This window comes from Rhodococcus sp. BP-332 (assembly GCF_019836065.1).
Classification (GTDB): Bacteria; Actinomycetota; Actinomycetes; order Mycobacteriales; family Mycobacteriaceae; genus Rhodococcoides.
This window is the reverse complement of sequence record NZ_JABUEC010000001.1, coordinates 138,958-162,295: the sequence shown is the minus strand read 5'-3', so window position 1 is coordinate 162,295 and position 23,338 is coordinate 138,958. Positions and strand designations below refer to the sequence as shown.

23 protein-coding genes are annotated in these 23,338 nt (G+C 68.9%); 19 read left to right on the top strand and 4 right to left on the bottom strand.

Translation table 11 applies throughout. The annotated features are described in order from the left end of the window. Window positions 1-22: 22 nt before the first annotated feature. The 4 genes from dop to prcA all read left to right on the top strand — a co-directional run bounded on the left by dop (window position 23) and on the right by prcA (window position 3,454). Complete coding sequence (dop, locus tag HQ314_RS00730; protein ID WP_222648967.1) at window positions 23-1,522, top strand: depupylase/deamidase Dop; 1,500 nt, start codon at window positions 23-25, stop codon at window positions 1,520-1,522. 116 nt (window positions 1,523-1,638) lie between these two features. Then, window positions 1,639-1,830: a ubiquitin-like protein Pup gene (locus tag HQ314_RS00725; protein WP_027505357.1), complete on the top strand. Its 192-nt coding sequence runs from the start codon at window positions 1,639-1,641 to the stop codon at window positions 1,828-1,830. Further along, window positions 1,827-2,705: a proteasome subunit beta gene (gene prcB / locus HQ314_RS00720; protein ID WP_222648964.1), complete on the top strand. Its 879-nt coding sequence runs from the start codon at window positions 1,827-1,829 to the stop codon at window positions 2,703-2,705. Before HQ314_RS00725 ends, prcB begins: the two co-directional genes overlap by 4 nt. Further along, complete coding sequence (prcA, locus tag HQ314_RS00715) at window positions 2,702-3,454, top strand: proteasome subunit alpha (RefSeq protein WP_027505359.1); 753 nt, start codon at window positions 2,702-2,704, stop codon at window positions 3,452-3,454. The genes prcB and prcA overlap by 4 nt, the downstream gene beginning before the upstream one ends. A 22-nt stretch (window positions 3,455-3,476) precedes the next feature. Here the strand turns inward: prcA and HQ314_RS00710 are convergent, their stop codons facing one another. Then, window positions 3,477-4,760, bottom strand: a complete 1,284-nt coding sequence (locus tag HQ314_RS00710) for a bifunctional phosphatase PAP2/diacylglycerol kinase family protein (RefSeq protein WP_373428389.1) — start codon at window positions 4,758-4,760, stop codon at window positions 3,477-3,479. 272 nt (window positions 4,761-5,032) lie between these two features. Here HQ314_RS00710 and pafA point away from each other — a divergent pair, with 272 nt between their 5' ends. The 7 genes from pafA to HQ314_RS00675 all read left to right on the top strand — a co-directional run bounded on the left by pafA (window position 5,033) and on the right by HQ314_RS00675 (window position 13,554). Then, the gene (gene pafA / locus HQ314_RS00705) at window positions 5,033-6,391 is read left to right on the top strand and encodes a Pup--protein ligase (RefSeq protein WP_197027762.1); all 1,359 of its coding nucleotides are present in this window, start codon (window positions 5,033-5,035) and stop codon (window positions 6,389-6,391) included. A 93-nt stretch (window positions 6,392-6,484) separates the two neighbouring features. Next, window positions 6,485-7,501: a YafY family protein gene (locus HQ314_RS00700; protein WP_222631129.1), complete on the top strand. Its 1,017-nt coding sequence runs from the start codon at window positions 6,485-6,487 to the stop codon at window positions 7,499-7,501. After that, a complete protein-coding gene (locus tag HQ314_RS00695; protein WP_027505363.1) occupies window positions 7,498-8,460 on the top strand; it encodes a YafY family protein in 963 nt (320 codons plus the stop codon). The genes HQ314_RS00700 and HQ314_RS00695 overlap by 4 nt, the downstream gene beginning before the upstream one ends. 140 nt (window positions 8,461-8,600) lie before the next feature. Continuing rightward, window positions 8,601-8,876 carry a Sec-independent protein translocase subunit TatA gene (gene tatA, locus HQ314_RS00690; RefSeq protein ID WP_027505364.1) on the top strand — a complete coding sequence of 92 codons (276 nt, stop codon included), beginning with the start codon at window positions 8,601-8,603 and terminating at the stop codon, window positions 8,874-8,876. 155 nt (window positions 8,877-9,031) lie between these two features. Then, complete coding sequence (gene tatC, locus HQ314_RS00685; protein ID WP_056444573.1) at window positions 9,032-9,973, top strand: twin-arginine translocase subunit TatC; 942 nt, start codon at window positions 9,032-9,034, stop codon at window positions 9,971-9,973. Window positions 9,974-10,079: 106 nt separating this feature from the next. Continuing rightward, window positions 10,080-12,809 carry an RNA helicase gene (locus tag HQ314_RS00680; RefSeq protein WP_056445154.1) on the top strand — a complete coding sequence of 910 codons (2,730 nt, stop codon included), beginning with the start codon at window positions 10,080-10,082 and terminating at the stop codon, window positions 12,807-12,809. Continuing rightward, window positions 12,799-13,554 (top strand): DUF4333 domain-containing protein, encoded by a 756-nt coding sequence (locus HQ314_RS00675; protein ID WP_261781320.1) that lies wholly within the window; start codon window positions 12,799-12,801, stop codon window positions 13,552-13,554. The genes HQ314_RS00680 and HQ314_RS00675 overlap by 11 nt, the downstream gene beginning before the upstream one ends. A 1-nt stretch (window position 13,555) precedes the next feature. Here HQ314_RS00675 and HQ314_RS00670 read toward each other — a convergent pair whose 3' ends face one another. Beyond that, window positions 13,556-14,518, bottom strand: a complete 963-nt coding sequence (locus HQ314_RS00670; protein WP_222648962.1) for a 5'-3' exonuclease — start codon at window positions 14,516-14,518, stop codon at window positions 13,556-13,558. 42 nt (window positions 14,519-14,560) lie between these two features. Between HQ314_RS00670 and HQ314_RS00665 the strand changes: the two genes are divergently transcribed. Continuing rightward, complete coding sequence (locus HQ314_RS00665) at window positions 14,561-15,685, top strand: Xaa-Pro peptidase family protein (protein ID WP_222648959.1); 1,125 nt, start codon at window positions 14,561-14,563, stop codon at window positions 15,683-15,685. Beyond that, on the top strand, window positions 15,682-16,440 hold the full coding sequence (locus tag HQ314_RS00660) for a maleylpyruvate isomerase family mycothiol-dependent enzyme (protein ID WP_222648956.1): 759 nt from the start codon (window positions 15,682-15,684) through the stop codon (window positions 16,438-16,440). Before HQ314_RS00665 ends, HQ314_RS00660 begins: the two co-directional genes overlap by 4 nt. 37 nt (window positions 16,441-16,477) lie before the next feature. On the opposite strand, the gene HQ314_RS00655 is transcribed toward HQ314_RS00660, so the two are convergent. Beyond that, window positions 16,478-16,870 (bottom strand): hypothetical protein, encoded by a 393-nt coding sequence (locus HQ314_RS00655; protein ID WP_222648952.1) that lies wholly within the window; start codon window positions 16,868-16,870, stop codon window positions 16,478-16,480. A 267-nt stretch (window positions 16,871-17,137) separates the two neighbouring features. Between HQ314_RS00655 and HQ314_RS00650 the strand changes: the two genes are divergently transcribed. Genes HQ314_RS00650 through HQ314_RS21610 form a run of 3 tightly spaced genes read left to right on the top strand, consistent with a single transcriptional unit; the run spans window position 17,138 to window position 20,108 of the window. Next, window positions 17,138-18,484: a serine hydrolase gene (locus tag HQ314_RS00650; protein ID WP_222648949.1), complete on the top strand. Its 1,347-nt coding sequence runs from the start codon at window positions 17,138-17,140 to the stop codon at window positions 18,482-18,484. Then, window positions 18,481-19,464 (top strand): sensor histidine kinase, encoded by a 984-nt coding sequence (locus HQ314_RS00645; RefSeq protein ID WP_222648945.1) that lies wholly within the window; start codon window positions 18,481-18,483, stop codon window positions 19,462-19,464. Before HQ314_RS00650 ends, HQ314_RS00645 begins: the two co-directional genes overlap by 4 nt. Then, window positions 19,461-20,108 (top strand): response regulator transcription factor, encoded by a 648-nt coding sequence (locus tag HQ314_RS21610; RefSeq protein ID WP_222648943.1) that lies wholly within the window; start codon window positions 19,461-19,463, stop codon window positions 20,106-20,108. Before HQ314_RS00645 ends, HQ314_RS21610 begins: the two co-directional genes overlap by 4 nt. Before the next feature lie 55 nt (window positions 20,109-20,163). Here HQ314_RS21610 and HQ314_RS00635 read toward each other — a convergent pair whose 3' ends face one another. Then, window positions 20,164-20,565 carry a PPOX class F420-dependent oxidoreductase gene (locus HQ314_RS00635; protein ID WP_056444561.1) on the bottom strand — a complete coding sequence of 134 codons (402 nt, stop codon included), beginning with the start codon at window positions 20,563-20,565 and terminating at the stop codon, window positions 20,164-20,166. A gap of 32 nt (window positions 20,566-20,597) precedes the next feature. Between HQ314_RS00635 and HQ314_RS00630 the strand changes: the two genes are divergently transcribed. The 3 genes from HQ314_RS00630 to cobM are packed head-to-tail and all read left to right on the top strand — an operon-like array spanning window position 20,598 to window position 23,325. After that, window positions 20,598-21,380 (top strand): SDR family NAD(P)-dependent oxidoreductase, encoded by a 783-nt coding sequence (locus HQ314_RS00630; RefSeq protein WP_307108879.1) that lies wholly within the window; start codon window positions 20,598-20,600, stop codon window positions 21,378-21,380. Further along, on the top strand, window positions 21,377-22,579 hold the full coding sequence (cbiE, locus tag HQ314_RS00625; protein WP_222648941.1) for a precorrin-6y C5,15-methyltransferase (decarboxylating) subunit CbiE: 1,203 nt from the start codon (window positions 21,377-21,379) through the stop codon (window positions 22,577-22,579). The genes HQ314_RS00630 and cbiE overlap by 4 nt, the downstream gene beginning before the upstream one ends. Continuing rightward, window positions 22,576-23,325 carry a precorrin-4 C(11)-methyltransferase gene (cobM, locus tag HQ314_RS00620; RefSeq protein ID WP_222648939.1) on the top strand — a complete coding sequence of 250 codons (750 nt, stop codon included), beginning with the start codon at window positions 22,576-22,578 and terminating at the stop codon, window positions 23,323-23,325. The genes cbiE and cobM overlap by 4 nt, the downstream gene beginning before the upstream one ends. The last annotated feature ends 13 nt before the right edge of the window (window positions 23,326-23,338 follow it).

Genomic DNA, 23,338 nt, shown 5'->3' with positions numbered 1-23,338 from the left:
TCGATAGCCTAGGGTCGAGAGCATGCAGCGCATCATCGGCATCGAGGTCGAGTACGGAATTTCCTCTCCTACCGAGCCTTCCGCCAATCCGATCCTGACGTCCACCCAGGCGGTGCTGGCGTACGCCGCCGCGGCGGGTGTGCCGCGGGCCAAGCGGACGCGCTGGGACTACGAGGTGGAATCTCCGCTGCGTGACGCACGCGGGTTCGACCTGGGCCGGTTCAGTGGCCCGGCGCCGATCATCGACGCCGACGAGGTCGGCGCGGCCAACATGATCCTCACCAACGGCGCGCGTCTCTACGTCGACCACGCCCACCCGGAGTACTCCGCACCGGAGGTACGCGATCCGCTCGACGCCGTCATCTGGGACAAGGCGGGGGAGCGCGTCATGGAAGCGGCTGCGCGCCATGCCTCGAGCGTGCCCGGCGCCCCGCGCCTGCAGTTGTACAAGAACAACGTCGACGGCAAGGGCGCGTCGTACGGCACCCACGAGAACTACCTGATGTCTCGCGAGACCCCGTTCTCCGCGATCATCGCCGGGCTCTCGCCGTTCTTCGCCTCCCGCCAGGTGTTCACCGGCTCGGGCCGCGTCGGCATCGGTCAGTCCGGGGACGAGCCCGGATTCCAACTCTCGCAGCGCGCCGACTACATCGAGGTCGAAGTGGGCCTCGAGACGACGCTCAAGCGCGGCATCATCAACACCCGCGACGAGCCGCACGCCGACGCCGACAAGTACCGGCGCCTGCACGTGATCATCGGTGACGCCAACCTCGCCGAGATGGCGACCTATCTCAAGGTCGGAACGACGGCCCTAGTGCTCGACATCGTCGAGGCCGGCGTGGACCTGTCCGATCTGCAGCTGGCCCGTCCGGTGACGGCGGTGCACCAGATCAGTCACGACCCGACGCTGCGCCGCACGGTCGCGCTCGCGGACGGTCGCGAGCTGACGGCGTTGGCACTGCAGCGCATCTACCTCGAGCGCGTCTCCGCGCATCTCGACGCACAGGGCGAGAATGATCCGCGCGCCGCCGACGTGGTCGAGAAGTGGGCGATGATCCTCGACAAGCTCGAGCGCGACCCGATGGACTGCGCGTCCCTCCTCGACTGGCCGGCGAAACTGCGGCTGCTCGAAGGGTTCCGCAACCGCGAGGGACTCGGCTGGTCGGCGCCGCGACTGCACCTCGTGGACCTGCAGTACTCGGACGTCCGCCTCGACAAGGGTCTCTACAACCGGCTCGTCGCGCGCGGATCGATGGAACGGCTGGTCTCCGAGCAGGACGTCATGGACGCCGTCTCGAACCCCCCGACCGACACCCGCGCGTACTTCCGCGGCGAGTGCCTCCGCAAGTTCGGCCGCGACATCGCGGCCGCGAGCTGGGACTCGGTCATCTTCGACCTCGGTGGAGACTCGCTGGTGCGTATCCCCACCCTCGAGCCACTGCGGGGGAGCAAGGCCCACGTCGGTGCTCTGCTCGAATCGGTGGACTCGGCCGCAGAACTGGTGGACCAGCTCACCACCTGACGGTCCGCCCGTGCCGGACGTACGGTGGGTTGTCACCCTGTGACGGCGCATGCTCGGTAGGGTGAAGTTTCGCTGCGTGTCGAGAGAACACGCGGTTCGTGACGAGGAGGTCGGCTATGGCACAAGAGCAGACCACACGCTCCGGCGGTGGCGATGACGACGACGGTTCGGCCGAGGGCGCATCGGGTCAGGAACGACGCGAGAAGCTCGCCGAGGAGACCGACGATCTCCTCGACGAGATCGACGACGTGCTCGAGGAGAACGCGGAGGACTTCGTCCGCGCCTACGTGCAAAAGGGCGGCCAGTGACGGACGCGAACTCCGTTCCCCGTCCCCACGAGAGCGACACCACCCTGCGCTACGGGTCGCCGTTCTCCTCCTTCAGTGAACACCTGCGGGCCTACGCACCGCACCTGTTGCCCGAGAACCATTTTCGTGCGGATCTCGCTCTGTCCCCGGAGGCGACGATGCAGTCCGACATCGCACCGCACGGCACCACCATCGTGGCCGTCACCTTCGACGGCGGCGTCATCCTCGCGGGTGATCGCCGCGCGACGATGGGCAACCTCATCGCCAGTCGCGACGTCGACAAGGTGTACGTCACGGACGACTACTCGGCCGCCGGCATCGCGGGTACCGCGGGCATGGCGATCGAGCTGGTGCGGCTGTTCGCGGTCGAACTCGAGCACTACGAGAAGATCGAGGGCGTCTCCCTCACCTTCAACGGCAAGGCCAACAAGCTGTCCTCCATGGTGCGGGCCAATCTCGGTGCGGCCATGCAAGGTCTGGCTGTGGTTCCGCTGCTCGTCGGCTACGACCTCGACGCCGCCGACGCCCGCCATGCGGGGCGCATCGTCTCCTACGACGTGGTCGGTGGCCGCTACGAGGAACGGTCCGGCTACCACGCGGTGGGATCGGGATCGCTGTTCGCGAAGTCGGCGATGAAGAAGCTCTACCGCGAGGACATGACCGAGGACGAGGCACTGCGCGTCGCGGTCGAATCGCTGTACGACGCTGCCGACGACGATTCGGCGACCGGCGGACCGGATCTGACCCGCGGCATCTACCCGACGGCGGTGGCCATCGGTGCCGGGGGAGCGAACCTGGTGGGATCGGACCGCATCGAGGCTCTGGCCCGTGCGGTACTGCAGGACCGATCGGAAGAAGGGGGTGCGCGCCGATGACGATGCCGTACTACGCGTCCGCCGAACAGATCATGCGCGATCGTTCGGAACTGGCGCGCAAGGGAATCGCACGTGGTCGCAGCGTGGTCGTGCTGACCTACGCGGACGGCGTGCTCTTCGTCGCCGAGAACCGGTCCTCCGCACTGCACAAGGTGAGCGAGCTGTACGACCGCCTCGGCTTCGCCGCGGTGGGCAAGTACAACGAGTTCGAGAATCTACGCCGCGCCGGCATCGTGCACGCCGACACCAAGGGCTACACCTACGACCGTGCGGACGTCACCGGACGATCGTTGGCCAAGGCATACGCGCAGACGCTCGGCACCATCTTCACCGAGCAGCTCAAGCCGTACGAGGTGGAGATCTGCGTGGCCGAGGTCGGTGCCGTCGACGAGAGCCCCCGGTCCCAGCTCTACCGCATCACGTACGACGGCTCGATCGTCGACGAGGTCGACTTCGTGGTCATGGGCGGTGCCACCGAACCGATCTCGACGGTCCTGCGCGAGAAGTACCGCTCGGGGCTCGATCTCGACGCGGCGGTCGCGCTGGCAGTCGGTGCGCTCCAGGACTCCACGTCGACGCCGCCGACCAACGGTGCCGCGAGCGAGCCCGCGGAGAAGCGCGTCCTCGAGGTCACGAGCCTCGAAGTGGCCGTTCTCGAACAGACGCGGCCGAGGCGTGCGTTCCGGCGGATCTCCGGAGCGGCGCTCCAGGGACTGTTGCCCCCCGGTTCGGAACCTGCGGGCACCTGACCGACCGGCTACGAAGCACCCGTCACGCGCGCGGCGCGTCGGCGGTGCCCGTTCCGTACAGCGTGAGCAGCGAGGGCCGGGCCCGGTAGTCGAAGGCCCGGCCCTCGCCCGCCACCTCCCCGTCCACCGCCACCGCCACCGTGGTCTGCAGGTTGCGCACCGAGACGGCCGGCACCCGCAGATGACGGTAGGTGGGCGACGTGCCGAGAGTCCCCGTCATCGCGGCGAGTGCGAGGCGGGTACGCGAGAGCCGCATGTGCGCGCGCAGGAACCGCACGTCCAGCACACCGCTCGCGATCGACGGCCGCGACATGGGCACCTGATCACCCGGCGTGTAGGTGCCGTTGCCGACGAACATCATCCACACCGAGTCGCGGCGCCCGTCGATCTCCACGTGCATCGGCTCGGCCACCGCCAGGACGGCCACCATCGCGGCCGCGGCCGCGGGCCACTTCCCGATGCGTGAGCTCCACTTGTCCCGCAGCCGAACCGAATCCGGGTAGCCCCCGATGCTGGCGGTGTTGACGAAGAGGATCTCCTCACCGCCGTCGATGCTCACACCGCCGAGATCCACCCGGCTGGACGCGCCGCGAGTGACGGCGTCCGCGGTGACCGACACCTCGACCGCGCCGACGTCCCGTGCGAAGTGGTTCAGCGTGCCGCCGGGGAACACCGCGAGAGGGAGCCCAGTCCGCACCGCGGCCGCGACGGCAGCGGCCACCGTGCCGTCGCCTCCGCAGACTCCGAGCGCGAGCACGTCCGATCCTGCGGCGCGGACGAACTGGGCGGTGAAGTCGTCGTCGGCGTCCGGCTCGAGGAACCGCGCCCTCGGCAGGGCCTTCGCCACGTCGGCGACGACCTCCGAATTGTGGGTGCCCGCGCCCGGATTGACCAGCACGAGCATCCCCTCACCCTCGTGCAGGGCGGGCGCCGGCCCCGCGGGGCCCAACTCGGCCGACTCGGTGGAGCGCACGGCCCACCAGCGGCGGGTCGACAGCGCGACCGCGACCCCGAGCGCCGCGCCCACCACCACGTCCGACGGCCAGTGCACACCGACGTGCACTCGCGAGTACGCGACCGTCGCGGCCAGCGGGGCGACCAGGAGACCGGCGAGCGGAGCCTCGAGCGCCACGCCCGTCGCGAACGCTGCGGCGGAGGCGGCGTGACCGGACGGGAACGACGAGGACACGGGCGGGGTCATGATCCGCCGGAGCGCGGGGACCGACGCGGCCGGTGGACGATCGCGGGGGAGCAGCGGCTTGAGCACCCCGTTCGCGAGCGAGCTGGCACCCACGACCGCGAGCATGCCGCGTACGGCACCTCGTCGTCGGGGGCCGCCGGACGCGGCGAGCGCCGACGCCACGATCGCCCACAGAACACTGTGATCGGCGAGCCCGGTGAGCGTGCGCAGCGCGGGGTCCAACCCCGACGGTCGCGACGCGAAACTGGCCTTCACCAGCGCCAGATCGACGGAACGGGTGCGGCCGCGCAGCGATCGGGGATTCACCTGCGCCACACTACGGCTGCCACGGGCTCGGGTAGCCGATGCCGCGGTCGATGCCGTTGTACTGTCGAAGTGTGCAGCGACGAATCATGGGGATCGAGACCGAGTTCGGTGTGACGTGCACGTTCCACGGGCACCGTCGACTCAGCCCGGACGAGGTGGCCCGGTATCTGTTCCGGCGTGTTGTGTCGTGGGGACGCAGCTCCAACGTGTTCCTGCGCAACGGTGCGCGGCTCTACCTGGACGTCGGCTCCCATCCCGAGTACGCCACTGCCGAGTGCGACAGCCTTCTGCAGCTGGTCACGCACGACCGCGCCGGCGAGCGTGTTCTCGAGGACCTGCTCATCGACGCCGAGCAGCGTCTCGTCGAGGAGGGCATCGGCGGCGACATCTACCTGTTCAAGAACAACACCGACTCCGCGGGCAACTCCTACGGCTGCCACGAGAACTACCTCGTGGTGCGCGCCGGTGAGTTCTCCCGCATCTCCGACGTGCTGTTGCCGTTCCTGGTCACCCGCCAGCTCATCTGCGGCGCGGGCAAGATCCTGCAGACGCCGAAGGCCGCCACGTTCTGCCTCTCGCAGCGCGCCGAGCACATCTGGGAGGGCGTGTCGTCCGCGACCACCCGCTCACGGCCCATCATCAACACGCGCGACGAACCGCATGCCGACGCCGAGAAGTACCGTCGTCTGCACGTCATCGTCGGCGACTCCAACATGGCCGAGCCGACGACCATGCTCAAGGTCGGCACCGCAGCGCTGGTCCTGGAGATGATCGAGGCGGGCGTCTCGTTCCGAGACTTCGCCCTGGACAACCCGATTCGCGCCATCCGCGAGGTGTCCCACGACTCGACGGGGCGGCGCCCCGTCCGTCTCGCGGGGGGACGCCAGGCCAGTGCACTCGAGATCCAGCGCGAGTACCACGCCCGCGCCGTCGAGCACCTGCGCAACCGCGAGCCGGACGCGCAGATCGAGCAGGTCGTCGACCTGTGGGGCCGCACCCTCGACGCCGTCGAGGCGCAGGACTTCGCCAAGGTGGACACCGAGATCGACTGGGTGATCAAGCGCAAGCTGTTCGATCGCTATCAGGACAGGTACTCGATGGACCTGTCCGACCCGAAGATCGCCCAGCTGGACCTGGCCTATCACGACATCAAGCGTGGCCGCGGCGTCTTCGACGTGCTGCAGCGCAAGGGACTGGTCAAGCGCGTCACCGAGGACGACCAGATCGACGAGGCGGTGAACACGCCGCCGCAGACGACACGTGCGAAGCTGCGTGGCGAGTTCATCAGCGCCGCACAGGAGGCGGGACGCGACTTCACCGTCGACTGGGTGCATCTCAAGCTCAACGACCAGGCTCAGCGCACGGTGCTGTGCAAGGACCCGTTCCGCTCGGTCGACGAGCGCGTGGAGCGCCTGATCGCGTCGATGTAGAGGCCGACGGCCCTCCTTCTCCACAGGAGTCCCGTCCTCCCCACCCCGGCGATGCGCACGGGTGGGGAGATGCTCAGCCACTAGGCTGGGTCGGTGGCGATCTCCAAAGTCGAGCGGTTGATGAACCTCGTCATCTGCCTGCTCTCGACACGGCAGTACCTGACCGCCGAGCGCATCCGCGAGTCCGTCGCCGGATACGAGGACTCGGCGAGCGACGAGGCCTTCAGTCGCATGTTCGAGCGCGACAAGAACGAGCTGCGTGATCTCGGCGTCCCGCTCGAGACCGGTCAGATCTCGCGCTTCTCGACGGTCGAGGGGTACCGCATCAACCGCGATCGGTACGAACTCCCCGATGTCGACCTGGCCAGCGACGAGGCCGCTGCGGTCGCCGTGGCCGTCCAACTCTGGGAGTCGCCCGAGCTCACCTCCGCCGCTCAGAGCGCGATGTTGAAGTTGCGCGCCGCGGGCGTGCAGGTGGACACCGAGAACTCGCCGGCCGCCGTGACCGCCGTTCCGTCCCGCAGTCGAGGTTCCGAGCCCGCGCTGGGCAAGCTGCTCGCTGCTATCGACGCCGGCCGGTCCGTGCGGTTCTCGCACCGTTCCACCCCGGCCGCCCCCTTCCGGGAGCGCACCGTCGAGCCGTGGGGAGTGGTCACCCACTCCGGACGCTGGTACCTCGTCGGGCACGACACCGAGCGCGACGCCGTCCGTACCTTCCGCCTGTCACGGATCGGGGACGACGTCGTGGCCTTCGGACCGGCGGGATCGGTGCGCAAGCCCGACGACGTCGATCTCGGTGTCATCGTGGCCCGCGCCGCCGCGAGCGGTGACGTGGCGGGCAGCGCCGACGTCTGGGTGTCGGAGGGACGGGGACTCGAGCTGCGCCGTCTCGGCACCGAGGTGGAGACGCGTGAGCTCGTGGGGCGACGCGGTTCGGTGGTCCGCATCCCGGTGCGGTCGTGGGAGTGGATCGCCCGGGTGGTCGCCGGCCACGGCGCCGACGCGATCGTGCTGTCGCCGACCGAACTCCGCGACATCGTCGTCGGCACCCTGTCCGTGAGCGCGCACCGCGCGCCGACCGACGCCGTCTCGCCCGGGAGCAGCTCATGAGCGTTCGCCTGTCCTCGCGGCTGGCCCGGCTGCTCAACCTCGTGCCGTACTTCATCGCCAATCCGGGTATCAGCGCGGCCGACGCCGCGGCCGAGCTCGGGGTCACGACCAAACAGCTGATGGACGACCTGAACCAGCTGTGGATGTGCGGACTGCCCGGATACGGTCCGGGCGATCTCATCGATCTGTCGTTCTCCGAGGACAGCATCGAGGTCACGTTCTCCGCCGGTATCGACAGGCCGCTGCGTCTGACGTCGACGGAAGCGACCGCGCTGCTCATCGCGCTGCGGTCACTCGTCGAGATGCCCGGCATGGTGGACCCGTCCGCGGCGTACCGCGCCATCGCGAAGATCGAGGCCGCGGCGGGTGTCGCGGCGGCCGAGGGGCCGGACGACACGCCCGAGCCGCAGGAGAGTCCCAGTGTCACGACCGTCCGTGGGGCGCTCGCCCGCGGTCGCGCGCTGCACATCACCTACTACTCGGCATCGCGGGACGTGGTGTCCGAACGCACCGTCGATCCGTTGCGCATCGTCCTCGTCGACGATCAGAGCTACCTGCAGGCCTGGTGCCGCGACGCGGAGGGCGTCCGGCTGTTCCGGCTGGACCGCATCGATGCCGCGACCGAGCTGGACGAGCCGTCCGCACCGCCCGAGCAGGCCCGGACCGGTGGGGACGCACTCGATCTCTTCCACGACGATCCGTCGCTGCCGCTCGCACGGCTCGTCGTCGCACCCGACCACGTGTGGATTCTGGACTACTACCCCATGACGCAGACCGCTGCGCACGACGACGGCTCGATCGAGGTCTCGATGCGATTCGCGACGCTCGACTGGATGAGCCGTCTGGCGCTGGGTCTGGGGTCGGGAGTGCGGGTGCTCGGACCGCCCGCACTGGTTCGTGAGGTCACCGCTCGGTCGCGCGACGCCCTCGACGTCTATCGCGCCGTCTCGGGAGCGTGACCGGCCCATCTCGAGTCGTCCGGACATGCAGGACTCGTCCGGTGAACTCTCGGCGAACGGTCGGTACGCGGGTCCACCGGACACCGGGTGGGAGCCCTCGGGTCCGGTAGCATCGAATCCACCGAAACTGGGAGGTTTTCATGGGTGCGTTACAACCCTGGCACTGGATCGTCCTGATCGTCGTGCTCGTACTGCTGTTCGGATCGAAGAAGCTGCCCGAGGCCGCACGTGGCCTGGGACGCTCGATGCGCATCTTCAAGAGTGAAGTGCAGGAGATGCAGAACGACGGCAAGAAGCCGGACACCACCACGAACACGGCGCCGGCACCGCAGTCGCAGTTGCCGTCCCCGAACACGGTCACCCCGACCGTCGCGTCGACCGAACCGACGCACGAGCAGCACCCGCGCTCGGCCTGACACTCGCAGGCACCACGGTCGGGGCGATGTCGCCTCGGCCGTTTCGTGGGTGGTGACCGAGGTTCGCGCCCGCTGCGGCGTGCGAACCTCGGCACCCGTCACCGCGAACCACAGTCTTCAGTCCAGGCACCGCAGTCGACAGGCGAAGAGTCACCGTGCGCATACCGTTCGATCCGCGACAGCGCAGGCGTCGCGTCAATCCCGACGGCACCATGTCGTTGGTGGAGCATCTCTACGAGCTCCGCACGCGTCTGCTGTGGTCGATGCTGGCCATCGTCCTCACCACGATCGTGGGGTTCTTCTGGTACTCGCACTCGCTGCTGGGTATCGAGTCGCTCGGTGACCTGCTCCGCGGGCCGTACTGCTCGCTCCCGTCCGAGAGTCGTGCCGAGCTCACCGACGACGGCACGTGTCGGCTGCTCGCCACCGGACCGTTCGAGCAGTTCATGCTCCGGTTCAAGGTGGCCATCACCGCGGGCGTCGTGCTCGCCTGCCCCATCTGGCTCTATCAGGTGTGGGCGTTCATCACGCCCGGCCTCTACCGCCAGGAACGGCGCTACGCCATCTCGTTCGTCACGGCGGCGGCCGTGCTCTTCGTCTCCGGCGCCGTCCTCGCCTACATCGTCGTCGCGAAGGCCCTGCACTTCCTGCTGACCATCGGCGACAACGTCCAGGTCACCGCTCTCAGTGGCGCCGAGTACTTCGGCTTCGTCATCAACCTGCTCGTCATCTTCGGCGTCAGCTTCGAGATCCCGCTTTTGATCGTCGCGCTCAACGCCGTCGGCGTCCTGAAGTACGAGAAGCTCCGCGGCTGGCGTCGCGGGCTCATCTTCGCGATGTTCGCCTTCGCCGCCGTCGTCACGCCCGGCGGTGACCCCTTCTCGATGACCGCGCTGGCGCTCGCGCTGAGCATCCTCGTCGAGTTCGCCATCCAGATCGCGCGCGTCAACGATCGACGGCGTGCACGGCGCGAGACCGAGGAGTGGGGGAACGTCTCCGATGACGAGGCGTCGCCTCTCGACACCTCGGCCGCCCCGGTCGGCAGGCCCGTCCCGGTGCGTCACGACGCTGACGCCGACTACTCCGACACTCTCTGAGTTGCCCACGCTGTCTGAGTGACCCCCATCGGCGGACACCCTCTAATCTGGAGTCGTGGCCAATCACAGCGGGCAGCAGAACACCGGCGACATCCGGACTCGACTCGTGGACGGGCCGAAGCTGACCGAGTTCGCGGCGTCGCTTCCGTTCCCGCTCGATCCCTTCCAGATCCGTGCCTGCTCGGCCCTCGAGGACGGGCACGGCGTGCTGGTGTGCGCGCCGACCGGAGCCGGCAAGACCGTCGTCGGCGAGTTCGCCGTCCACCTCGCACTCACCAGCGGCGCGAAGTGTTTCTACACCACCCCCATCAAGGCACTGAGCAACCAGAAGTACGCCGAGCTCGTCGCGCGTTACGGCAAGGGCTACGTCGGCCTGCTGACCGGTGACCAGAGCATCAACTCGGACGCACCGATCGTCATCATGACCACCGAGGTGCTCCGCAACATGCTGTACGCGGAATCGCCTGCGCTGCGCGGACTCTCGCACGTGGTGATGGACGAGGTGCACTACCTCGCCGACCGGTTCCGCGGCGCCGTGTGGGAGGAGGTCATCCTGCACCTGTCCGAGGACGTCCGGCTCGTCAGCCTGTCGGCGACGGTGAGCAACGCCGAGGAGTTCGGCGCCTGGATGGAGACGGTGCGGGGCAACACCACCGTCGTCGTCGACGAGACCCGCCCGGTTCCGCTGTGGCAGCACATCCTCGTCGGTCGCCGCCTGTTCGACCTCTTCGACGTCGAGGCGAACAACGGTGCTCCGGGCGGCGTGGTCGTGGACAAGAACCTCGTCCGGTACGTCAAGGAACGAGTGCAGGCCGAGCGCATGGGCGCCTGGGAGGCCCCACGCGGCCGTGGCCCGCGGTCGGGTCGGTCCGGTGGCCGCCCCGGCCGGCCGGAATCTCGTCCGATCCCGCGGCCCGACGTCATCAAGCTCCTCGACGAGGAGGGGTTGCTTCCCGCCATCACGTTCATCTTCAGCCGCGCCGGGTGCGACGGCGCCGTCGATCAGTGTCTTCGATCGGGACTGCGGCTGACCTCCGAGGAGCAGGCGCGCGAGATCACCGAGGTCGTCGAACGCCACACCGCCGAGATCCCGCGCAGCGACCTCGAGGTGCTCGGCTACTGGGAGTGGCGCGACGCCCTCGAGCGGGGCATCGCCGCGCATCACGCCGGGATGCTGCCGGTGTTCCGGCACACGGTCGAGGAACTGTTCGTCCGCGGTCTGGTCCGCGCGGTCTTCGCGACGGAGACCCTCGCCCTCGGCATCAACATGCCGGCGCGGACGGTGGTGCTCGAGCGCCTCGTGAAGTTCAACGGTGAGGCGCACGCCAACCTGTCGGCGGGGGAGTACACGCAACTCACCGGCCGCGCCGGTCGTCGCGGTATCGACGTCGAGGGTCACGCGGTGGTGCTGTGGCAGTCGGGTGTCGAGCCGACCGAGGTGGCCGGGTTGGCCTCCACCCGTACGTTCCCCCTGCGGAGTTCGTTCCGCCCGTCGTACAACATGGCGGTGAACCTGGTCGACCGGATGGGTGTCGACGCGTCCCGGATGCTGCTCGAACGGTCGTTCGCGCAGTACCAGGCCGATGCGTCCGTCGTCGGGTTGGTGCGCGGTATCGAGAAGAACGCCGTGGCTCGGCGCGAGTTGCTCGGCAAGTTGGGCGGCGAGGACTCGCCCTACGTCGAGTACACCGCCCTGCGCGCGCGCCTCAAGGAGCGCGAACGCGAGCTCGAGCGTCAGGGCCGCACGGATCGTCGCAACGATGCCGTCACGTCGCTGGTGTCGCTGCGGCGCGGCGACGTCATCTCCATCCCGTCCGGTCGACGCTCGGGACTGGCTGTCGTCCTGGAGACCGACGCGAACTCGGTGGACCCGCGGCCTCTGGTGCTCACCGAGGACAAGTGGGCGGGGCGCGTGTCGTCGGCGGACTTCCCCACACCGGTGTCGGCTCTCGGCCACATGCGCCTTCCCCGCCACGTCGATCACCGCACGGCGCAGACCCGTCGGGACCTGGCGTCCGCGCTCCGGGGAACGGGGATCAGCGCGCCGGGACGCGGTCGGCGCCGGCAGTCGTCGGCAGGCGACGATCGCGAGCTCGGAGTGCTGCGCCGCGCCGTCCGCTCGCATCCGTGCCACACCTGGCCGGATCGTGAGCATCTCGCCCGGCTGGCCGAGAAGTACAGCCGGCTCGAACGTGACACCGATGCGATGAAGCAGAAGGTCGCCGCGACCACCAACTCGTTGGCCCGTACCTTCGATCGCATCCTGGCGCTGCTCACCGAGCGCGGCTATCTGGCCGCCGGTCCTGACGGCGAGGTCGCGGTCACCGACCGTGGAGCCAAGCTCGGACGTCTGTACTCGGAGTCGGACCTGCTGGTCGCGGAGTGCCTCGCCGAGGGAATCTGGCGAGGCCTCGGGCCGGCCGAGCTCGCCGCCGTGGTCTCGACCGTCGTGTACGAGTCGCGCCAGGAGGGTGAGAGCGCGGAGCAGGGTCCGACCGGGAACATCCGACACGCGTTGACCCGCACCGTCGCCGCGTGGCACGAGCTCCGCGCGGACGAGATCCGACTGAAGCTGCCTCCGACGCGGGAACCCGACACCGGGTTCGCGGTGGCCGTCTACAAGTGGGCTCGCAAGGAGTCGCTCGAGGACGTGCTGTTCGCCGCGGGTCAGCACGGCCGCGCCCTGTCCGGCGGGGACTTCGTACGGTGGTGCCGCCAGGTCATCGATCTGCTCGACCAGATCCGCTCGGCGTCCCCCGACGACGAGGTCACCGCGACCGCCACGAAGGCGATCTCGGCGATACGGCGCGGAGTCGTCGCCGTCGATGCCGCATGATGGTCTCCACAGTCACAGCAGTCACCACAGGCACCCACCGGAGGCGATGATGAGCGGCCCGTACAACCCCGACGACCGTTCTTCGGCCGGTGAGGACACGCCCACCAGCCAGTACCCGAGCGGACAGCAGCCGGGCTACGACCAGCAGGCCTACGGTCAACAGCCCTACGGTCAGCAGCCCTATGGTCAACAGCCCTATGGTCAGCAGCCGGGCTACGACCAGCAGGCCTACGGTCAGCAACCCCAGTACGGGCAGCAGCCTTACGGCCAGCAGCCCCGGTACGGCCAACAGCCTTATGGCCAGCAGCCCCAGTACGGCCAGCAGCCTTACGGCCAACAGCCCTACGGCCAACAGCCCCAGTACGGCCAGCAGCCCTACGGACAGCCGGGTTACCCGCAGGGCAACCAGCAGTGGAACGCCGCGCCGGCGCAGAAGCAGTCGAAGGTGCCGTTCATCGTGGGCGGCGTCGTCATCGCCGCGATCGTCGTGGCGGGTGGGATCTACGCGGCCACGTCGCTGGGCGGCGACACCCTGGACAACTCCGCGGTGCAGAGCGGGGTGGCCAAGATCGTGACGGAGTCCTACGGCGCGATCGACGTCTCCGCGGTGTCCTGCCCGTCGGGCCAGAAGGTGGAGGCGAACACGACCTTCTCCTGCGACCTGACGGTGGACGGTGAGGCGCGCTCGGTGACGGTGACCGTCAAGGACGACCAGGGCACCTACGAGGTCGGCCGGCCCCAGTAGCTCACCGCGCCATCGCGGTGAGAAGGCGGCCGACGGAGTTCTGCACGCCGAGTTCCTCGGCGAGCGCCGCGAGGCGTTCCGGATCGACGGGCTCGTGCGGCAGCACGTCGGGGCGCGACCAGATGATGTCCGCATCGGTCACCACCCGTACCACCGGGAGTGCAGCGTCGATGTAGTCGCGGGAGCTCTGGATCTTCGCGCGCACCCCGGCCGACATCTCGGGGTCGCCCGAGTCGGCGGCGGCGAGCAACGCCTCGAGGGAGCCGAACTTCTGCATGAGGGACGCCGCGGTCTTCTCCCCGACGCCCTTCACCCCGGGCAGTCCGTCGGACGAATCACCGCGCAGCAGTGCGAGTTCCGCGTAGCCCGGCCCGGGTCGGTCCGCGGGCACCCCGTACTTCTCGGCCACTTCTGTCGGGCCGAACAGCTCGGCTTTCGCCAGTCCGCGTCCCGCGTAGAGCACACGCACCGGAACCGGATCGTCGGAGACGACCTGCAACAGGTCGCGGTCTCCGCTGACCACCACCACGGTGCCGTCGCGCTCGGTGGCGGCGAGGGTTCCCAACACGTCGTCCGCCTCGAGACCCTCCGCTCCGGCCGTCGCGATGCCCGCGGCCTCGAGGATCTCCAGGATCAGGTTCACCTGCGGACCCAGTGCGTCGGGTGCCTCCTCCGCGTCCGGGCCCGCAGCGGACTCGGTGAGCACCCGATGCGCCTTGTAGGACGGCACCAGATCGACCCGGAAGGTGGGACGCCAGTCGAGGTCGAGGCAGACGGCCAGTCGGGACGCACCCGTCCGCGTGATGAGGGACGCGACCATGTCGGTGAAACCACGCACCGCGTTCACCGGCCGACCGTCGGGCGCCGTGATCGATTCGGGCAACGCGTGGAAGGCCCGGAACCACAGGCTCGCCGCATCGAGGAGAAGTACCGTGTCTCTGCTCTCGGCCGTCATGCGCCACATCCTGCCGCATGTAGGCGGCACCGGAGTCGATAGCCTGGCGTCATGACGTCTCGGTTTCCCTCCTCCGTGTATCGCACCCGCCTCGACCGAGCGGCGGCTCTCGCTGCCGAGGCCGGTCTCGACGCGCTGCTGATCACGCCCGGACCCGACCTGCGCTATCTGCTCGGCTCGCGCGCCGAGTCGTTCGAGCGTCTGACCTGCCTCGTCGTCCCGGCGGACGGCACGCCCGCGTCGGTGGTGGTGCCTCGCATCGAACTGGCGGCGTTGAAGGACTCGGCCGCGGCCGACCTGGGAATCGAGCTGCGGGACTGGGTCGACGGCGTGAATCCGCATCAGGCAGTCGCGGCGCTGCTTCCCGGCCCGGCCCGGACCGCTGTCACCGACGCCATGCCCGCCCTGCATCTCGTTCCGCTGACCGAGGCGCTCGGCGCGATGCCCGTCCTGGCGACGGCGGTCCTGCGCGAGCTCCGGATGACCAAGGACGACGCGGAGATCGGCGCGTTGCGCACGGCGGGCGCCGCCATCGACCGCGTCCACGCGCGCATGGGCGAGTTCCTCGCGGCCGGGCGCACCGAAGCGCAGGTCGCTGCCGACATCTCGGCCGCGATCCTCGAGGAGGGACACACCGAGGCGGCGTTCGTCATCGTCGGCTCGGGCCCGCACGGCGCCGACCCGCACCACGAGGTCTCCGAGCGCGTGATCGAGGAGGGCGACGTCGTCGTCATCGACATCGGTGGCCCCGTCGAGCCGGGCTACAACTCGGACTCCACCCGGACCTACAGCATCGGCGAGCCGTCGGACTCGGTCGCTGCGACCATGGCGGTCCTTGAGCGCGCGCAGCAGGCAGCCGTCGATGCAGTCCGTCCCGGAGTCACCGCGGAATCGATCGACGCCGCCGCACGCGACATCCTGGTCGACGCCGGCTACGGCGACGTCTTCGTGCACCGCACCGGGCACGGCATAGGCCTCTCGGTGCACGAGGAGCCGTACATCGTGGCGGGCAACGACATTCCGCTCGAGGTGGGGATGGCGTTCAGCATCGAGCCGGGGGTGTACTTCACCGGCGAGTGGGGCGCCCGGATCGAGGACATCGTCATCGTGACTCCGGAGGGCTGCGAGTCGGTCAACACGCGGCCGCACGGCCTGACCGTGCTTCCGGTGCGATGAGCCTCGACCTCCTCGCCACACTGCGACGCGAGGGCGACCGCCTCGCGTCGATGCCTGTCGAGGCGCTGACGGCGCCGGTACCCACCGTGCCGGGATGGACGCTCGAGCACGTGGTCCGACACACGGGCAAGGTCCACCGGTGGGCGAACGCGGTGATCCTGGCGGGCCCGGGGGCGGACACGGGCGCGGTGGCGAAGCAGCAGGTCGAGTCGTTGCCCAAGGGCCCGGACAGTCTCCCCGCGTACCGATCGTCGCTGGAGGCGATGGTCGCCACGTTCGAGTCGACGGATCCCGAGGCGGTCGTGGAGACGTTCGTCGGCGCGCGCACGGCCGCGTGGTGGCTCCGACGGCAGGCACACGAGGTCGCCGTGCATCGCATCGACGCCGCCGACGCCGTGCGCGCCGCCGGGGGAGTGGCGCCCGAGGCGCTCGATCCCGACTCCGCCGCGGACGCCGTGGCCGAGCTGACGGAGGTGCAGTATCCGCACCGACTGCTCCTCGACCGCCTGACGCCCGAGTCGATCGGGCGCACCGTGCACGTGCACGGCACGGACGTGGACGACCTGGAGTGGACGTTCACGCTCGGGGCCGACGGCCTCGCCAGTGCGCGCGGGCACGGGAAAGCCGATGTGGCACTGCGGGGTACGGCAGAGCACCTGCTGCTGGTGCTCTGCCGTCGTCGACCACTCGACGTGCTCACCGTCTTCGGTGACACCTCGGTCGCGGAGTCACTGCTCGACGCGTCCCGCTTCTGACGTCAGGTCACGAGACTGATCAGCTGAGAGCCCGGTATCACCACAGGCTCGGCCGACCAGACTCGGAGAACGCACGCATCATACGCGGCGTGAGAGCGATCATCCACACGGCGAGTGCAGTTACGAGCGCTTGTCCGATCCGGCCTGTCGTGATACCCGTGGTGGTATCGAGAGGCGGGTAGTTCGCAACCGCATTGCCCACCGAGTCGACGACCAAGAGAGCCGCTCCCGACAACCATCCAGCTCTCGACTTCTTGGCGATCGCTACAGCAACAGCTGCGTCGAGAACGACAAGCGCTGCAAAAAACGCAGCCAGAAGGCCGGGAAGCCCGGCATATGTCGACCATCCGCCGCTCACGAGTTGAACTAGATGGACAGCACAGCCGTAAGCGAAGATGACTACCGCGATCCATCTGACGATGCTGTGCACGCCGATGAGTAAACCCGGTTCCGCCAGTGTCAGCTGATCACGTCGCTCCCCGGCGCGCGGTTCGAGACCTCGTGTCGCAGCGTGGTCCTGTATCGGGTCGTTCGAATCCGCGCGCTCCAGCGATCAGGTACTGATGGGGGAAGCGGCAGCCTGGTTCGCCCGTCTTGACTTAGTTGCATGACGTCATCTTCGCTTTCCGACGGTCTCGCGCCGCGCCGGTGCTTGCTCCTCCTTCCGGTGGTGGTTCTAGTGTCGGGCGCTGTCGGCGTGTGGTTCTCACAGCCGCAACCGACGGTCTATGCGCAGATGTCGGCCGAGTCCATCGTGAGCACCTATCTCGCCGAGACGGATGCACCTGCTGCGGCGGTCGCGGTGATCGACAGTGACGGGCTCGACGTCGTCGCTCGAGGTCGCGGAGTCGATGGGCAGCCCCTCACCACGGACACCCCGTTGCGCCTCGCGTCGTTGACCAAGGCGTTCACAGCAACTCTCGCGGCGCTGCTGGCATATGAGGGCACCTTGGACCTCGACCGCCCCGTCGTGTCCTACGTTCCGACACTTCAGCTCGCCGATCCCCGCTTCCGGACCATCACGATGCGACACTTACTCATGCACCGATCAGGGTTGACCGACACGTCGATCGACGTCGAATCCTTGCTTCGGTCACGCACTTCCACCGACTTCGTCGAACGACTCGACGGGGCTCGTCTCGACAGTGATCCGGGACGGGAGTTCCGCTACTGCAACGTCAATTACAACCTGGCTGCCGCCGTCATCGAACGGGTGACCGGCCGTGCCTTCGACGACGTCCTGCACGAGCGAATCCTCGCGCCGCTGGGGATGACGTCCACGACGTTCATCGATCCCGCGGGGGATCCCGGACGCGGATGGAACGAACTACTCGGTCGGTGGTTCACCACAGCCGAGCCCGGGGGATACGGTCCCGGGTCCGGTGGGCTGATGAGCACGGCGCACGACATGGGCCTGTGGATGCGCGCCCAGCTCGGTGGGGCACAGGAGGTGATACCGGCGAAGGTGCTCGAGACCGCGCAGAATCCGCCCGAAGGTGTGGAGTACGCGATGGGCTGGTCGAAGGACGATTCGGGTGCCCGTGTGCACTCCGGCAACCTGTTCACAGCCACCTCCGCCCAACTCGTACGCTCACAGGACAAGAGTGCTGTCGTCGTACTGATGAACTCTGCTTCCATGGTCGACATGGCCTACCCCCTGATGCAGGCACTCGATCACGCGCACACGGCACGCACCGGATCCGATGAGTTCGCAGTCACCGACACCCTCACGACTGCCAATCGCATCGTCGCCGTTGCCCTCGCAACCGTCCTGTCAGCCTTCTGCGTCGGCCTCGTACGCGTGCGCTGGTGGCGTCACCGTACTGCCGCGAGCACTGTTCCGCGGCGACTCCTGCGCTCGACGTGGCTGCTCGTGCCCCTAGTCGTTCTGCTGAGCGCGCGGCGTCTCACCGAGTTCGTCACCGGCGGTCGATCGGTGCGGTGGATCGAGATCGCGCATCTCGTCCCGGCCGGCCTGCTCGTCATCGGGGTCACCGCCGCGTGCGGCGTCATCGTGTTCGCCGCAAGGACATGCCGGCGATGACGAGTCTTCAGTCGAGTCGTGTGGTCCCCGCAGTCAGCGCGTGCGCGTTGGTGATTCTGGGATCGCTCGCGATGATTCACGGCGCTCTGATCAGCAGCGGATCACGTGTTGATGTTCTCGCTGCTGCGGGGTGGGTGGTCCCATTCCCGGTCGCGTACGTCCTGGGGCGGCCCTCGGCGGCGTGGCCGTCGCAGCTCGGCCTCGGTGTCCTGGCTGCCGCGGTGGGCGGCGTGGCTGTTCTCGGAGACGTCCCGACCTCGGTGTCGGCCGGGGTGACGTACCTGGTCACCGTCGCACTCCCATGGTGCCTGGGCGCACGCCACCGACGCCGGGACCATCGACACCGACGTCGTATCGAGTCGGCACGCCTGTCCGAACGCGACGCTCTGCTGCGTCACATGCACGACGCGCTGGGCCACGACCTCGCCGTGATCGCGCTGCATGCCGGTTCCCTCGAGATCGACGAACAGCAACCACCGAGCGTCCGGGGCACCGCCGCGCAGATCCGTGAATACGCAACCGGCGCCACCGACCGGCTGCGCGCGACACTGCGCCACCATCACGGCGACAACAGCACTGGCGCCGCCGCCGAGACATTCTCGGCCGCGCCCAGTGTCGAGGAGATGGTTCGCCAGGCGCGGCTCACCGGCACCCCCGTCGAACTACACGTGGATCCGGGCGTCGTGTGCACCAAGGGCACCCTCGCGCACTCGGTGATCAGGGAGGCCGTCACCAATTCCCACAAGCACGCACCCACGGACCCGGTGGACGTGTCCGTCACCACGGTACTTCGACGCTGGCGGATCGTGGTGACCACCCGGTCCCCAGCACCCACGGCCACCAGCTCCGGTCTCCCGACGCTGGCCCGGCGGGTGATCGACGAGGGAGGCTCCATCGGGTTCGGCCGTGATCGCGACACCGGACACTCCACCGTCGATGCCCTCGTCCCCATCGTCTCGACCTCGGCGGTCGAACCGTGACAACTGTGATCGTCGCCGACGACGACGCCGGCGTACGAGCCGGCGTACGAGCGATTCTCGACACCACCTCCGACATCGCGGTGGTCGGCGAAGCAGCAGACGGGACCGACGCTCTCCGTCTCATCGCGGAACTCACCCCGGATGTCGCGTTGCTCGATGTACGGATGCCGGCCCCGGACGGGCTCGAGGTGGCAGCCACCCTCGACACCATCAATTCTGTGACTGCGGCAGTCATCCTCACCACCTTCGATGACCGCGAGTACGTCGACGCCGCTCTGCGCGCCGATGTCCGAGGTTTTCCCCTGAAGGCGTCCGACCCGTACGAACTCGTCGTCGCGGTCCGGGCCGCGTCGACCGGGGGCGCTTACCTGTCACCTCGAATAGCGTCGATGCTCGTCAGCGACATCAGGTGTCGCGACACCGTCACGAATACTGAGGTGAGGGATGTGGGGTCTCGGCTCACGTCCCGTGAGCGGGATGTTCTCCGTCTCCTCGCACACGGACTGACGAACAGACAGATCGGCGATCAGTTGCACCTCGCTGAAAGCTCCATCAAGACCCACGTCGCGTCGATCTTCCTTCGGCTCGACACAACCAATCGCGTGCAGGCCGCCATTGTCGCTCACCAACTCGGGCTGGTCTGACAGAGGTCGACGCACACCTGGTGGTGGCTCGTCCCGGAGGCCGCCGCCCGACTGCTCAGTCCCGCAACGACTGGGAGCCCATCACCCGGGTGACGGTGATCTCGATGACCACGCGCTCCGGGTTCTCCCGCGGCGTCCGGTAGCGCTGGGCGTATCGGTTCTCCGCATCACGCACGGCGTCGGGTTCGCGCAGGATGCGTGCCGGCCCCTCGAGGGTCAGCCATCGCGCCCCGTCGACCTGAGTCACGGCGCCGTAGCCGCCGCGCTCGGCGTTGCGCACCTTCTGCGATCCGTCCCGCGTGATCACTCGCGCCAGACCTGCCTCCGGATCCCACGTGAATCCCACCGCCACCACGTGCGGTGTGCCGTCCTGACGCTTCGTGGCCAGCGTTGCCAGATGACGCTCGGTGAGGAAGGTTCCGGCGTCGGCGTTCAGCGAGGAGGGGGTGGCGGGCATGACCGCCACGATAATCGAGGACACTGGACGCCGTGACCCACCCACCGGCCGGCCGTGACCTGACCACACCCGACCAGTCGAGCACCGGCATCCTGCTGCTCCTCGGTGGTCGCAGCGACATCGGTCTCGAGATCGCGGAGCGCCTCGCGCGCGGCCGCCACGTCGTCCTCGCCGCCCGGCGGTCCGACGATCTGGTCGCCGAGTCGGATCGAGTGCGCGCGGCCGGCGCGAGTCGGGTGACGACGCTCGAGTTCGACGCCGACGACCTGGCGTCGCACGACGGTCTCGTGACGTCGGTTCTGGCTCACGGGCCGATCGACACGGCGGTCCTGGCCTTCGGCATCCTCGGCGATCAGACGCGCGCCGAGACGGATGCGGCGCACGCGGTGGCCGTCGTCCACACGGACTACGTGGCGCAGGTCAGCATGCTGACACATCTCTCGACGGCGTTGCGCGAGCAGGGATCCGGCCGGCTCGTCGTCTTCTCCTCCGTCGCCGGCGCTCGGGTCCGCAGGGCGAACTACGTCTACGGGTCGGCGAAGGCCGGACTGGACGGATTCGCGTCCGGTCTCGCCGACGCGCTGCACGGGACCGGCGTGCGGTTGCTGCTGATCCGACCGGGTTTCGTCATCGGCCGGATGACCGAGGGGATGTCTCCCGCACCGATGTCGAGCACACCCGGCCAGGTGGCCGACGCGGTGGTCCGCGCGTTGAGCTCGCGGACCGACGTCGTGTGGGTGCCCGGCCGTCTGCGCCTACTCGTCGCCCTGATGCGCGTCCTCCCACGTCCGATCTGGCGCCGGATGCCGCGATGATCGACGTCGTGGGCGTGGGCGCCGACGGGTGGGCCGGGCTGTCGCCGACCTCCCGTGACGCCGTCGAATCCGCGGACGTCCTGTTCGGCTCCGAGCGCCAACTCGACGCGGTGCCGGGCACCGCGGCTCGGCGAATCGCGTGGCCCACCCCGATGCTGCCCGCCCTGACCGGTCTCCTGGACGAGCATGCCGGTACGCGGCGATGCGTGCTCGCGAGCGGTGACCCGATGTTCCACGGGATCGGCGTGACGTTGACGCGGCTCCTCGGTGCTGATGCGGTGCGCGTCCTTCCGCACCCGTCGTCGGCGTCGCTCGCGTGCGCCCGTCTCGGCTGGGCGCTCCACGACGTCGAGGTGGTGTCCCTGGTGAACAGGCCGATCGAGACCGTACTGCCCGCCCTGACACACCGACGCCGCGTCCTCGTGCTCGCCGAGAACGAGAGCACCGCAGCCGAACTCGCGACTCTGCTGCTGAGCCGTGACCTCGGCTCCAGTGCCATGTCCGTGCTCGAGCAACTCGGGGGACCGCGCGAGCGGGTGCGTGCGCTGCCCGTCACCGACTGGGTGCACGCGCGCGACGTCGACTCACTGAACGTCGTTGCGCTCGAGGTGCGGGGCCACACCGTCTCGCGCGCACCCGGACTCGACGACGCGCTCTACATGGGCGACGGTCAGCTGACCAAACGCGAGGTCAGGGCGCTGACTCTCAGCGCCCTCGCGCCCTCACCGGGTGAACGTCTGTGGGACGTCGGCGGCGGGTCGGGAAGCATCGCGATCGAATGGATGCGCACGCATCCGGCATGTTCCGCGATCGCGTTCGAGCGCGTCGAGTCCAGATCCGCCACTATCCGGACCAATGCTGTCGCCCTGGGCGTTCCGTCGCTCGTCGTCCGCGGCGCGGCACCCGATTCCTTGTCCGGTGCGCCCGAACCCGACGCCGTGTTCGTCGGGGGCGGCGCGACCCAACCCGGAGTCATGGACGCCTGCTGGGACGCCCTGCCCGAGGGTGGGCGGCTGGTGGCCAATGCCGTCACCGCCGAGTCGGAATCGCTTCTCCTGCAGTGGTATCAGCGGCACGGTGGTCTGCTGCGACGACTGCAGGTGCATCGCGGCGAACCGCTCGGCGGATTCACCGGGTGGCGTCCGCAGATGCCGGTGACGCAGTGGAGCGTCGCGAAGAACGAGAAGGAGACAGCGTGACCGTCAGATTCGTCGGCGCGGGACCCGGTGCAGCCGATCTCGTGACCGTCCGCGCAGCCCGCATCATCGCGTCGAGCCCGGTCTGCCTGTACGCCGGGTCGTTGGTGCCACGCGAACTGCTCGACACCTGCCCGGCAGACGCCCGCGTCGTGAACACCGCTCGCATGACGCTCGACGCGATCGTCGACGAACTCGTCACAGCCTGGGGTGACGGCCTCGACGTCGCCCGCGTGCACTCCGGCGATCCGTCGCTGTACAGCGCCGTCGCCGAGCAGGCGCGACGGCTCGACGCGGCGGGCGTGGACTACGAGATCGTGCCGGGTGTTCCGGCGTTCGCCGCGGCTGCGGCCGCGCTGGGCCGCGAACTCACCGTGCCCGGGATCTCGCAGAGCGTGGTGCTGACGCGGGTGTCGACGTTGTCGACGGCCATGCCCGACGGCGAGGATCTGCCCACGTTGGCACGGAGCGGGGCGACACTGGTCATTCATCTCGGTGCGCGCCAGATCCACAGCATCACCGAGCAACTCGTGCCGCACTACGGATCCGACTGTCCCGCAGCGGTGGTGGCCTTCGCCAGCCGCGCGGACGAGGTGATCGTGCGGGGCACCCTGGCCGATCTCGCGGACGCGACGGTGGCGGCGGGCATCGTGAAGACGGCGGTCGTGGTCGTGGGCCGCGTCTTGTCGGCCGAGGGCTTCCCGGACAGCTTCTTGTACTCGGCGGCCCGGCGACGGCTCGATCACTGACCGTCCGGGGCCG